The organism is Streptomyces sp. SS1-1, assembly GCF_008973465.1.
Lineage (GTDB): Bacteria > Actinomycetota > Actinomycetes > Streptomycetales > Streptomycetaceae > Streptomyces.
In genome coordinates this window covers 2,260,961-2,273,253 of sequence record NZ_WBXN01000004.1, presented here as the reverse complement: position 1 = coordinate 2,273,253, position 12,293 = coordinate 2,260,961, and the positions used below count along the sequence as shown (strand labels likewise).

At 72.5% G+C, this 12,293-nt stretch carries 12 protein-coding genes; 6 read left to right on the top strand and 6 right to left on the bottom strand.

All coding sequences use genetic code 11. The features are described 5' to 3' along the window. The first annotated feature begins 30 nt into the window (after window positions 1–30). The 3 genes from F8R89_RS11545 to F8R89_RS11535 are packed head-to-tail and all read left to right on the top strand — an operon-like array spanning window position 31 to window position 2,663. Complete coding sequence (locus F8R89_RS11545) at window positions 31–1,413, top strand: glycine--tRNA ligase (protein WP_151783899.1); 1,383 nt, start codon at window positions 31–33, stop codon at window positions 1,411–1,413. A gap of 49 nt (window positions 1,414–1,462) precedes the next feature. Further along, on the top strand, window positions 1,463–2,128 hold the full coding sequence (locus F8R89_RS11540) for a maltokinase N-terminal cap-like domain-containing protein (RefSeq protein ID WP_151783898.1): 666 nt from the start codon (window positions 1,463–1,465) through the stop codon (window positions 2,126–2,128). 7 nt (window positions 2,129–2,135) lie between these two features. After that, on the top strand, window positions 2,136–2,663 hold the full coding sequence (locus F8R89_RS11535; RefSeq protein WP_151783897.1) for a GNAT family N-acetyltransferase: 528 nt from the start codon (window positions 2,136–2,138) through the stop codon (window positions 2,661–2,663). Here F8R89_RS11535 and F8R89_RS11530 read toward each other — a convergent pair whose 3' ends face one another. Then, window positions 2,664–3,710 (bottom strand): chitinase, encoded by a 1,047-nt coding sequence (locus F8R89_RS11530; RefSeq protein WP_151783896.1) that lies wholly within the window; start codon window positions 3,708–3,710, stop codon window positions 2,664–2,666. A 182-nt stretch (window positions 3,711–3,892) separates the two neighbouring features. On the opposite strand from F8R89_RS11530, the gene F8R89_RS11525 reads away from it, so the two are divergent. Continuing rightward, window positions 3,893–4,900: an aldo/keto reductase gene (locus tag F8R89_RS11525; protein ID WP_151783895.1), complete on the top strand. Its 1,008-nt coding sequence runs from the start codon at window positions 3,893–3,895 to the stop codon at window positions 4,898–4,900. Between the two features lie 41 nt (window positions 4,901–4,941). Next, window positions 4,942–5,541, top strand: coding sequence for a TetR/AcrR family transcriptional regulator (locus F8R89_RS11520; protein ID WP_151783894.1), 600 nt, complete (start codon window positions 4,942–4,944; stop codon window positions 5,539–5,541). 4 nt (window positions 5,542–5,545) lie between these two features. On the opposite strand, the gene F8R89_RS11515 is transcribed toward F8R89_RS11520, so the two are convergent. The 5 genes from F8R89_RS11515 to F8R89_RS11495 all read right to left on the bottom strand — a co-directional run bounded on the left by F8R89_RS11515 (window position 5,546) and on the right by F8R89_RS11495 (window position 11,049). Continuing rightward, complete coding sequence (locus tag F8R89_RS11515; protein WP_151783893.1) at window positions 5,546–6,169, bottom strand: GNAT family N-acetyltransferase; 624 nt, start codon at window positions 6,167–6,169, stop codon at window positions 5,546–5,548. Beyond that, a complete protein-coding gene (locus F8R89_RS11510) occupies window positions 6,166–6,381 on the bottom strand; it encodes a hypothetical protein (RefSeq protein WP_062669344.1) in 216 nt (71 codons plus the stop codon). The genes F8R89_RS11515 and F8R89_RS11510 overlap by 4 nt, the downstream gene beginning before the upstream one ends. A 94-nt stretch (window positions 6,382–6,475) precedes the next feature. Next, complete coding sequence (locus tag F8R89_RS11505; RefSeq protein ID WP_151783892.1) at window positions 6,476–8,743, bottom strand: ABC transporter permease; 2,268 nt, start codon at window positions 8,741–8,743, stop codon at window positions 6,476–6,478. Continuing rightward, window positions 8,740–9,432 (bottom strand): ABC transporter ATP-binding protein, encoded by a 693-nt coding sequence (locus tag F8R89_RS11500; RefSeq protein WP_151783891.1) that lies wholly within the window; start codon window positions 9,430–9,432, stop codon window positions 8,740–8,742. The genes F8R89_RS11505 and F8R89_RS11500 overlap by 4 nt, the downstream gene beginning before the upstream one ends. 171 nt (window positions 9,433–9,603) lie before the next feature. Further along, complete coding sequence (locus F8R89_RS11495) at window positions 9,604–11,049, bottom strand: MFS transporter (RefSeq protein ID WP_151783890.1); 1,446 nt, start codon at window positions 11,047–11,049, stop codon at window positions 9,604–9,606. 89 nt (window positions 11,050–11,138) lie between these two features. Here F8R89_RS11495 and dusB point away from each other — a divergent pair, with 89 nt between their 5' ends. Next, window positions 11,139–12,281 carry a tRNA dihydrouridine synthase DusB gene (dusB, locus tag F8R89_RS11490; RefSeq protein ID WP_151783889.1) on the top strand — a complete coding sequence of 381 codons (1,143 nt, stop codon included), beginning with the start codon at window positions 11,139–11,141 and terminating at the stop codon, window positions 12,279–12,281. Window positions 12,282–12,293 lie beyond the last annotated feature (12 nt).

Here is a 12,293-nt window from a genome sequence, read left to right as displayed (position 1 = left end):
GTCGCCCGTCGTCGTAATGAAGAGAGCACCGTGGCCGCCGACAAGATCGACACCATCGTCAGCCTGAGCAAGCGCCGTGGCTTCGTATTCCCCAGTAGTGAGATCTACGGCGGCACGAAGGCCGCCTGGGACTACGGACCGCTGGGTGTCGAGCTCAAGGAGAACCTCAAGCGCCAGTGGTGGCGTTACATGGTGACCTCGCGCGAGGACGTCGTCGGTATCGACTCGTCCGTGATCCTCGCGCCCGAGGTGTGGGTCGCCTCCGGTCACGTCGCCACCTTCACGGACCCCCTGACCGAGTGCACCTCCTGCCACAAGCGGTTCCGCGCGGACCACCTGGAGGAGGCGTACGAGGCCAAGAAGGGCCACGCCCCCGAGCACGGCCTCGCCGACATCAACTGCCCGAACTGCGGCAACAAGGGCCAGTTCACCGAGCCCAAGCAGTTCTCGGGTCTGCTGTCGACGCACCTCGGCCCGACCCAGGACTCCGGCTCCGTCGCCTACCTGCGTCCCGAGACCGCCCAGGGCATCTTCACCAACTTCGCCCAGGTGCAGACCACCTCGCGCCGCAAGCCGCCGTTCGGCATCGCCCAGATGGGCAAGTCCTTCCGCAACGAGATCACGCCCGGCAACTTCATCTTCCGGACCCGCGAGTTCGAGCAGATGGAGATGGAGTTCTTCGTCAAGCCGGGCGAGGACGAGAAGTGGCAGGAGTACTGGATGGAGCAGCGCTGGAACTGGTACACCGGTCTCGGCCTGCGCGAGGAGAACATGCGGTGGTACGAGCACCCGAAGGAGAAGCTCTCCCACTACTCCAAGCGCACCGCTGACATCGAGTACCGCTTCCAGTTCGGCGGCAACGAGTGGGGCGAGCTGGAGGGTGTGGCCAACCGCACCGACTACGACCTCTCCGCCCACGCCAAGGCCTCCGGCCAGGACCTCTCCTACTTCGACCAGGAGGCCGGCGAGCGCTGGACGCCGTACGTCATCGAGCCCGCGGCCGGTGTCGGCCGCGCGATGCTGGCGTTCCTCCTCGACGCCTACATCGAGGACGAGGCGCCCAACGCCAAGGGCAAGATGGAGAAGCGGACCGTGCTGCGGCTCGACCCGCGCCTCGCGCCGGTGAAGGTCGCCGTGCTGCCGCTCTCCCGCAACGCCGACCTGTCCCCGAAGGCCAAGGGCCTCGCCCAGGCGCTGCGGCAGAACTGGAACATCGAGTTCGACGACGCGGGCGCCATCGGCCGCCGCTACCGCCGCCAGGACGAGATCGGCACGCCGTTCTGCGTCACCGTCGACTTCGACACGCTCGAGGACAACGCGGTCACCGTCCGCGAGCGCGACTCCATGAAGCAGGAGCGCGTCTCCCTCGACCAGATCGAGGGCTACCTGGCGAGCCGCCTGATCGGCGCCTGACGCCCGGACCCCGCGTCGTATCCCCGGCCCGCCCGTGAGAATCTGCGGCATGGCCATCATCCACCGCACCACCCTCACGCCGACGAAACTGGAACTGCTCGCCGCCTGGCTGCCCTCGCGCCCCTGGTACGCCGGTTCCGGCGAGCCCCGGCCGGAGAAGGCCGGCGGCTTCCGGCTGGACGACCCCGCGGGCGAGGTCGGCATCGAGTTCATGGTGATCACCGACGCGTCGGCCCCCGAGGCGGCCGGATACCTCGTCCCGATGACGTACCGCGGCGCCCCCCTCGACGGGGCCGGACACGCCCTCATCGGCACCACGGAGCACGGCGTCCTGGGCCGGCGCTGGGTGTACGACGGCTGCCACGACCCGGTGCTGGTCGGCGAGTTGCTCGCCCTGATCGACGGGCGGGCCGAGGCGCAGGCGCAGAGCGTCTCCGACGCCGTCGACCGGGACGTCACCCGCTCCCGCACCGGCCCCGCGCTCAAGGGCGAACAGCCCGGCCTCCCCGTCGCCGAGGACCTGGCGCACGGCACCCGCGTGACCACGGCCGACGGCTCGCTCCTGCTGCACCGCGTGCTGAGCCCGGCCCCCCAGGGCGCCCCTGGGCTGCCCGGCGGCGCCCTCGGGCACGTCGGCGGCGTCTGGAGCCTGCCGGACGGCACCCGCGCCCACGGCCTCTTCGTCACCCTGCACGCCGGAACCGGCCAGGACTGACGGCCGTATGCGGACGCCCCCGCCCGGCGCGCGCCTCACCGACGGGACGGTCACCCTGTCCCCCCTCGGACCGGACGACGGTCCGGCCCATCTCGCGGGCGAGGACGAGCAGTTGATCCGCTGGCTCAGTGGCGGCCCCGGCACCCCCGAGGGCGTGGCGGCCTATCTGCGGCACTGTGCCGCGCAGTGGGCCGGCGGCGGCTCCCTGCGGGCCTTCGGCATCCGCGTGGACGGCGGCCGGACGCTCGCGGGGACGATCGACCTGCGCTTCGCGGCGGAGGGGCTCACGCGGGGGCAGGTGAACGTCGCGTACGGCCTCTACCCGGCCTGGCGCGGGCGGGGCCTGGCCACCCGGGCCGTCCGCCTGGTCTGCCCGTACGCGGCGGCCGAGGGCGCGCGGGCGGCCGTCATCCAGGTCGAGCCGGGCAACGCGGCGTCCGTCGCCGTGGCCCGCCGGGCGGGGTTCACGCCCGGCGGGCAGCGGTTCGCGGACGACGGGACGCTCTTCGACCGGTACGTCAGGGAGCTGCCGTGATCAGCGGCCCTGCAGCGCCTTGACGTTGTCGCCGAAGGTCCAGTTCTTCGAGCCGTCCCAGTTGAGCGACCAGGTCATCAGGCCCTTGAGGGCGCCGCCGTAGTGCCGCCACGCCTCGCCGACCTGGGCCGGTGCCAGGTGGCCGCCGCCCGCGCCCTGCTGCGCGGGCAGGCCCGGCACCTGCTTGTCGTAGGGGACGCGGATGGTGGTGCCCTGCACCACAAGGCCCTTGTCGAGGCAGTCGGTCTGGGCGACGAAGCCCTGGACGGTGCCGGCCTGGTAGGAGTCGCCGGAGCAGCCGTACAGGCTGCCGTTGTAGTACTGCATGTTCAGCCACCACAGGCGCCCGTTGTCGGCGTACTTCTTGATGACCGGCAGGTAGGCGCCCCAGATCGAGCCGTAGACGACGCTGCCGCCCGTGACGTACGCCGTCTCCGGGGCCATCGTCAGGCCGAAGCCGGACGGCATCCGGGCCAGGACGCCGTCGATGATCCGGATGAGGTTGGCCTGCGACGCCGACAGCTGGGCGATGTTCCCGCTGCCGGTCAGACCCGTCTCGATGTCGATGTCGATGCCGTCGAAGTTGTACCGCTTCAGGATCGGGACGATCGTGTCGACGAACCGGTCCGCCACCGCCGTCGAGGTGAGGTCGATCCCGGCGGTGGCGCCGCCGATCGACATCAGGATCGTGGCGCCGGCCGCCTTCGCCGCGCACATCTCCGCGGGCGTGGCCACCTTCACCCCGCTGTCCATGCCGTCCTCCCACAGCGCCGTGCCGTCGGAACGGATCACCGGGAACGCCGCGTTGATCACGTTGTAGCCGTGCCGCGCGATACCGGAGTCGGTGATCGGGGTCCAGCCGAAGGGCGGGTGGACGCCGTTGGCGGCGCCGTCCCAGTTCTCCCAGTAGCCCTGGAGCACCTTGCCGGCCGGTTTCGGCTTCACGGCACAGGTGTCGTCGGCGGACGCGGGTGCGGCGACGGGGAGTTGGGCGAGAGCGGCCGTCGTCAGCGCGACGGCGAGCACGCGCAGGGCGCGGCGGAGCATACGGGCCTCCCGGTGGGGGGTGCGGTGAGGTGTCGTAGGCATGACAGTGCTCGTGGTCCAGACCTTTCGTCAAGAGGTCTGGACCAGTGTTTCCGCGACGGGGGCCGATCGCGGCGAAGGTGGACTGGATTGACAGATGACAGATATTGAAATCTGTCATCTGTTACGGCACAGTGGAGGACATGACGATGCCAACCCGACCCCTCGGAACCACCGGCCCCCAGGTCTCCGCCCTCGGCCTCGGCTGCATGGGCATGTCGGCGCTCTACGGCGACGCGGACCGGGCCGAGTCGATCGCCACGATCCACGCCGCCCTGGACGCGGGCGTCACCCTGCTCGACACCGGCGACTTCTACGGCATGGGCCACAACGAACTCCTCATCGGCGAGGCCCTGCGCGCCGCGCCCGCCGAGCTGCGTGAGAAGGCGCAGGTCAGCGTGAAGTTCGGCGCGCTGCGCGGCCCCGACGGCGAATGGAGCGGCTTCGACGGCCGGCCCGCCGCCGTGAAGAACTTCGCCGCCTACTCCCTGCAACGCCTCGGCGTCGACCACATCGACGTCTACCGGATCTCCCGGCTCGACCCCGACGTCCCCATCGAGGAGACGGTCGGCGCCATCGCCGAACTGATCGAGAAGGGCCACGTCCGGCACGTCGGCCTCAGCGAGGTCGGCGCCGAGACGATCCGCCGCGCCGCCGCCACCGCGCCCGTCGCGGACCTGCAGATCGAGTACTCCCTGATCTCCCGCGGCATCGAGGCGGAGATCCTGCCCACCACTCGCGAGCTGGGCATCTCCGTCACCGCCTACGGCGTGCTCTCCCGCGGCCTGATCTCCGGGCACTTCACGCGCGACCGGCAGCTCGCCGCGCACGACTTCCGGGCCCACTCGCCCCGCTTCCAGGGCGACAACCTCCGGCACAACCTGGACCTCGTCGAGGCGCTGCGGAAGATCGCCGAGCGCAAGGGCGTCTCCGTCGCCCAGATCGCCATCGCCTGGGTGCTGTCACGCGGCGAGGACATCGTGCCGCTCGTCGGGGCCCGCACCCGCGAACGGCTCACCGAGTCGCTGGGCGCCCTCGACGTCACCCTGGACGAGGCGGACCTGACGGCGATCGAGGAGGCGGTGCCCCCGGGCGCCGCGGCCGGCGACCGCTACCCGGCCCCGCAGATGGCGCACCTGGGGACCGAGTAGTGCCAGCGGCGCGACCCGACACGCCGGGTACCGTCTAGGGCATGCCACCGACGTCCCCGACCCTGACCGCCGAGCGCATCCTCGAAGCGACCGAGGAGGTGCTGCGCCGCCACGGCCCGGCCAAGGCCACCGTGGTCGACGTGGCGCGCGCGCTCGGCGTCAGCCATGGCAGCGTCTACCGGCACTTCCGCACCAAGGCGGCGCTGCGGGAGGCCGTCACCAAGCGCTGGCTGGACCGGACGACAGAGCTCCTGGCGGAGATCGCGGACGCGCCCGGCCTCGACGCGGAGACCCGGCTGCGGGAATGGCTCGCGGCACTGTTCGCCGCCAAGCGCCGCAAGGCGTTCGACGACCCCGAGCTGTTCGCCACGTACTCGGTGCTGACCACCGAGACCGCCGAGTCGGTCGTCAGCGAGCACATCGACGACCTCACCGGCCAGCTCACCGCGATCGTGCGGGACGGCGTCGCGTCCGGCGACTTCACCGCCGCGGACCCGGCCGTGGCCGCCCGTGCCCTGTTCCGGGCGACCGACCGCTTCCACGACCCGCACTACGCCCGGGAGTGGGAACAGCCGGGCGTGCGGGACGACTTCGACGCCCTGGTGGACCTGCTGATCCGGGGGCTGCGGGCCCGCGCCTGAGCCGTCACCCGGTGCCGGACACCGCCGTGCTCCGCCCGAGGTAGGTCACCGGACCGGCGTCCGGCACCGCTATCTCGTGGAAGCCCAGGCGGTCGTAGAAGGCCCGCGCGCCGGTGTTCGCGGTCACCATGCACAGATGGACGGCCGGAACACCCCGCTCCCGCAGCGCCCCGAACAGCGTGTGCATCAGCGTCCGGCCGTACCCCCGGCCCTGCCAGCCGGGCAGCAGGTCGATGTGCAGATGCGCCGGATAGGCGGCCACCTCCGGCACCAGCATGCGCTCCGGGGTGTGCAGCAGCCGGGCGATCTCCTCGTCCGGCGTGCGGGGTTCGGCCGGATCCGGATAGCGCCCGGCGATCCGCGGCAGCCACTTCGCCCGGTACTCCGTCACGAACCGCGCGGTGTCCGCCGTCCCCACGACATAGCCGACGGCCCGCCCCCGGCCGTCGTCCAGCACGAACGCCAGCTCCGGCTCCAGGACGACGTACGGCAGCGCGAAGGCCGCCGGGAAGACACCGGGGTCCGCGTAGTACGGCCGGCTGTCCCCTCCCTGATGCGCCGTGCGCACACAGACGTCCTCGACCGCCGCGCGGTCACCTGGCTCGTACGGGCGGACATGACTCGTCATTCGCGCTGCGTCTCCGTCGGGTCCACGGTGGCCTGGTGGGCCTCCGCCAGGTGCTCCTCGGCCTTCAGCCACGGCAGGAACTGCGCCGCTCTGCGCCACCCGCAGGTCTCGCATCTCAGCGTGCGCTGCGGCCCCTTGCGCACGACCCGCACGACATGCACCCGCCCGTGCTGATCCCAGCGGCTCACCTTGCTCGTGTTGATCTCCAGCATGACGCCTCCAGCGTCCGGGGACAACGGCCCGTGGGGCGGGGCCGCGCAGCAAGGAGTGTGCAGTAACGCGCCGGACGGGCGATACCCCTCCGGGTCAGTCCCGGCGGATCAGCTCGGGGTCGATCCGCCGGCCCGTCAGCGGAAGCGTGCCGACGGCGGCGGCGACGAGGACCCCGGCGGCGCAGACCAGCAGCACCGGCACGCCCGCGCCGTCCCAGAACACCTCGCCGCCGCCCGTGACCAGGTAGGCGGTCTCCGCCAGCTTCCCCGCGACCAGGGCCAGCACGAGACCGATCGCGAGCGGCAGGACGACCTGGAGGCACTGGACCGCGCGCAGCACCCGGGGCCGGGCCCCGATCAGCGCCAGCGCGGTCACCTGCGAACGGCGTTCCACGGCCCGGTCCGTGACCGACACCAGGAACGCGGCGACCCCGATGACCAGGCCCATCACCATGCCCGCCACGAGGAGCGTCTTGATGACGGTGAGCTGCTGGAGCGCCTCGATGTTGACGCCGGCCGGGTCCACGTCGGCGGTCGGCGCGATCGCGCCGACGGCGTCCAGCACCGCGCGGACCGTCGACGGATCCGAGGACGAGGCCAGCACCAGGGTGGCCGACGCCGGGACGGCACCCGGCGGCAGTGTGTTGGGCGGGACCAGCAGGCCGGCGTTGGACACGTGCGTCACGCCCTGGCCCGCGTACCGCACGACCTCCTTCGGCACCGGGACCCGCAGGGTCAGCCGCCTGCCGTCCTTCCGCAGCGCGAACTCGGAGGCCCCGAAGGGCTCGTCCCCGGTGTTCGGGTCGGACAGCCGCATGACCTCACCGTCCTTGCAGCCCTCCACCCGGGCGGTCAGCGCGGTCAGTTGGGCGCAGGTGGCGACGAGGGCGTCGGCCTGGTCGTCGTCGGTGTCGCTGTCCAGGTCGTCGTCGAAGGACATCACTACGGCGGACACGTCCACGCCGGGGATCTCCCGCAGCCGCCGCTGCTGGTCCCCGCTCAACTGGGCCATCGGCAGCCCGTACTCCTGGATGGGTGAGGTGGTGCGCGAGACCTGGCTCAGCTCCACCAGGACGCCCTGGGCGAGGGACGCCGAGAACACCAGCAGGACCAGACCGGAGACCACGCGCAGCGCACTGCCCGGCTCGACCTCGTTGCGCCGCATGGCCAGATTGAGGGCGAGGTTCCCCGACCGGGCCAGCCGCCTGGCCAGCAGATACGACAGCAGGGGCAGCGCCAGGACCAGTCCGAGGCCGGTCATCAGGACCCCGGCCGGCATGAACAGGGCGTTGATGCCGTCGCTGCGGGCCGGGTGCTCGCCGAGGCCGGTCGCGGCGAAACCGGCGGTGATGCCGAGGCCGGTGACGAACAGCAGGCCCCAGCGGACGCGGGGCGCCCGGGGAGCAGCCGTACGGCGGGTCGCGAGCGGGTTCCTGGCCGCCGCGCGGGCGCTCGCCCGGCCGACGAACCAGGCCAGCGCCGGAGAGCCGAGAAGACAGACGGCCGCAGTCCCCGCCGACACCGCGCCGTCGGCGGCGTACCACTTCAGGCCGGGCAGCCCGGTCCGGGCGACGACCTGGTTGAGCAGCCAGAACTCGGCCAGGCCGAGCGCGGCTCCGAGCAGGGCCGCCATGACGGTCTCGGCGGCGTTGACCCGCTGGGTGCCCTTGGCGCTCATGCCCAGCAGGCGCAGCGCGGCGAGCCGGCGGTTGCGGCTGGCGGCGGACAGCCGCGCGCACACCGACAGGAACACCGCGAGGGGCAGCAGGACGAGGGTGGCCAGCGTGAAGCGGAGGGCCTCCAGGGTGGAGGGGTCGACCACCCGCGAGGGCGGGTAGTCCTTGCCGAACCCCTGCAACGCGCGTGCCTCGGAACCCAGTCGGGACCGGGTCGTGCCGACGTACGCGTACAGCTCGTCGGGACCGGTCAGACCGTCCGCGCCGATCAGGCCCTTCTCGACGCCCGGCAGCAGACCGCCCAGCCCGGGCTCGCGGCGCAGCTGCTCGTGCAGAGCGGGGGAGACGTACACCTCGCCCGGGCGGGGCAGCCGGTCCAGGCCGGGCGGCGGGGCGGGGACGTCCTCGCGGCCCACGGCGACGAAGACACGGCCGAACGGCCGGGAGCCGTGCGGGTCCCGGAACTCCCGCACCCACGTGGCCCCGCCCTCGGGCGCGCCGACGTGGAGGCGGGGCGTACGGGCGGCGGCCCGGCCGTCGTGGGCGTCGAGGATCGCCGGGATCGTGAGGACGAGGGCGAGACAGCACACACCGAGTGACCCGCCCAGCGTCATCAGCGCGAACCGGGCGCGGTTGCCCCGGCCGGAGCCCAGCAGCAGCCGCAGGCCGAGCAGGAACTCCCTCATCGCGCCGGCCCCTCGGGGGCGAGCACGCCGTCGGTCATCGTGTAGCGGCTGTCGGCGCGGGCGGCCACCGAGGCGTCGTGGGTCACCAGCAGCACGGCGGTGCCCTGCGAGCGGGCCAGTTCCAGGAACTCGTCGAGCACCGTGCCGGCGTTGGCGCTGTCGAGGGCGCCGGTCGGCTCGTCCGCGAACACCACGGCGGGCCGGTGCACCAGGGCCCGCGCGACGGCGACGCGCTGGTTCTGCCCGCCGGACACCTGCGACGGCCGCCGCTCCCGCAGATCGGCGATCCCGAGCCGGTCGAGCACCTCGACGGCGGCCTTCAGCGCGGGCCGCCTGCGCCGGCCGGCGAGCCGCAGCGGCAGGGCGGTGTTCTCCTCGATGGTCAGCTCGGGCAGCAGCTCGCCGTACTGGAAGACGAACCCGAACCGCTCCCGGCGCAGCGCGCTGATCCCGTCGTCGTCCAGCTCCGCGAACGACCGCCCCTCGAAGCTGACCGTCCCCCGGTCTACCGGCAGCACCCCGGCCAGGCAGTAGAGCAACGACGACTTCCCGGACCCACTGGCCCCGGTGATCGCCGCGACCTCCCCCCGCGCGAGCGCGAGATCCGCCTCCCGCACGGCAGGCGTGGAGCCATAGGCCAGGGCGACGTCCTGGGCGCGCAGAACGGGCGCGGACGCGGACGCGCACATGGAACTGGACGCACTGCTGTTGATCGTGTCCCCCGAGGTCCGGAGGGCCCCGGCTGGTCGGGCAGGGGCCCTGGGTCGTGCGATGACGTCGTGATCATCGGCAGCGCGGAACAGTAACAGCCCCTGTTCACCCGGTCATTGACGCTTCAATCGGGGCGATGCCCCGTACTGCTACGCCCCCGCCCGAACACCCTCCGATACCTCCGGCGCCTCCAGGGACTCCGCCGTGCGGGCCGCTGTCGTGCGGGCCCAGGGGCCCGTCGTGAGGAGGCCCACCAGGAGGACGAGGAGGCCGCAGGTGGCGACGATCCACCAGGCGGGGCGGGCCGCGGTGACGAAGGCGGTGCGGTAGGTGGCCGTGCCGACGCCGGAGGCGAGGACCGCGCCGACCACGGCGACGCCGAGGGCCTGGCCGAGCTGGCGGCTGGTGGAGGCGACGGCGGCGGCGACGCCCGCCTGGGCGCGGGGCATGCCGGAGACGGCCGTGTTGGTGATCGGGGCGTTCACGAAGCCGAAGCCGAGGCCGAACAGGACGTAGCCGAGGACGAGGGTGACGTTGGACGTCTCCGCCTCGAAGGCGGCGAACAGCACTCCCGAGACCGTCATCGACACGCCCGCTATGAGGAGGGGGAGGCGGGGGCCGCGGTTGCCGACCACGCGGCCCGCCAGCGGTGCGCACACGAAGCACAGCGCGGCCATCGGCAGCATCCACAGGCCCGCGTGCAGGGCGTCCAGGCCGCGCACGTTCTGCAGGTACAGCGTCGACAGGAACAGGAACCCGCCGAGCGCCGCGAACGCGCTGACCGCGATCACCGTCGCCCCGCTGAACGGCGCCGAGCGGAAGAACCGCAGATCGATCAGCGGCTCGGCGCGGCGGGGCTCATGGACGAGGAGGCCGACCAGGGCCGCCAGGGCCAGGCCCCCGAAGACCAGGACCTCGGCGGTCGGGGCGGTCGGGGCCTCGATGATCGCGTAGGTCAGCGCGCCGAAGAGGACCATGACCAGCACCTGCCCGACCGGGTCGGGGCGGCGCGGCCTCGCGGCCCGGGACTCCGGGACGAAGCGCAGGGTCAGCACCAGCGCCGCGAGGCCCACCGGCAGGTTGACCCAGAAGATCGACCGCCAGCCGACCGTCTCCACGAGCAGGCCGCCGATCAGCGGCCCCGCCGCCATGGAGATGCCGACCACCGCGCCCCACACCCCGATCGCCCGCGCCCGTTCGCGCGGGTCCGTGAAGGTGTTGGTGATGATCGACATGGCGACCGGGTTGAGCATCGACCCGCCGACGGCCTGCACCATGCGGAAGGCGATCAGCGCGTTCAGGTCCGGGGCGAGGGAGCACAGGGCCGAGCCGATCGTGAAGACGACCAGGCCCGCCATGAAGACGCGCTTGCGGCCGATACGGTCCGCCGTCGAGCCCGCCAGCATCAGCAGGGAGGCGAGGACGAGGGTGTACGCGTCGATCGTCCACTGCAGACCCGACGTGCTCGCGTGCAGGTCGCGCTGGAGCGCGGGCAGGGCCACGTTGAGCACGGTGTTGTCGAGGCTCACGATCAGCAGGCTCATGCAGCAGATCGCCAGGACCAGCAGGCGTCGGCGGTGGGACAGCTCGGGCATGCGGCCCAGCGTACGCCGATCTCGATAGTGCGTCTAACTAATGACCAGGCCATCCATTCGCACCCTGCGCCGTACGCGACAATGGGTGGATGCCCACGACCGTCCCGCCCGTGCAGATCGGCCCGCACACCGTCCGGCCGCCCGTCGTCCTGGCCCCCATGGCCGGGATCACCAACGCGCCCTTCCGCACCCTGTGCAGGGAGTTCTCCGGCGGCAAGGGGCTGTTCGTCAGCGAGATGATCACGACGCGGGCCCTGGTCGAGCGCAACGAGAAGACCATGCAGCTCATCCACTTCGACGAGAGTGAGAAGCCGCGGTCGATCCAGCTGTACGGCGTCGACCCGGCCACCGTCGGCAAGGCCGTCCGCATGATCGCCGAGGAGGACCTCGCCGACCACATCGACCTGAACTTCGGCTGCCCGGTTCCCAAGGTGACCCGCAAGGGCGGCGGCTCCGCGCTGCCGTACAAGCGGAACCTGCTGCGCGCCATCCTGCGCGAGGCCGTCAGCGGCGCCGGCGACCTGCCCGTCACGATGAAGATGCGCAAGGGCATCGACGACGACCACATCACCTACCTCGACGCCGGCCGGATCGCCGTCGAGGAGGGCGTCACCGCCATCGCCCTGCACGGCCGCACCGCCGCCCAGCACTACGGCGGCACCGCCGACTGGGACGCCATCGCCCGCCTCAAGGAGCACGTCCCCGAGATCCCCGTCCTCGGCAACGGCGACATCTGGTCCGCCGAGGACGCCGTACGCATGGTGCGCGAGACCGGCTGCGACGGCGTCGTCGTCGGGCGCGGCTGCCTGGGCCGGCCCTGGCTCTTCGCCGACCTGGTCGCCGCCTTCGAGGGGCGCACCGAGGACATCGCCCGCCCGTCGCTGCGCGAGGTCGCCGACGTCATGGTCCGGCACGCCACCCTGCTCGGCGAGTGGATCGGCGACGAAACGCGCGGTGTCATCGACTTCCGCAAGCACGTCGCCTGGTACCTCAAGGGCTTCGCCGTCGGCTCCGAGATGCGCAAGCGGCTCGCCATCACGTCCTCCCTGGAGGAGCTGCGCGCCGGCCTGGACGAGCTGGACCTCGACCAGCCCTGGCCCACCGGCGCCGACGGCCCCCGCGGCCGTACCTCCGGCAACAACCGGGTCGTCCTGCCGGACGGCTGGCTGAAGGACCCGTACGACTGCGCGGGCGTCGGCGAGGACGCCGAGCTGGACACCTCCGGCGGCTGACCGGCCGCCCCG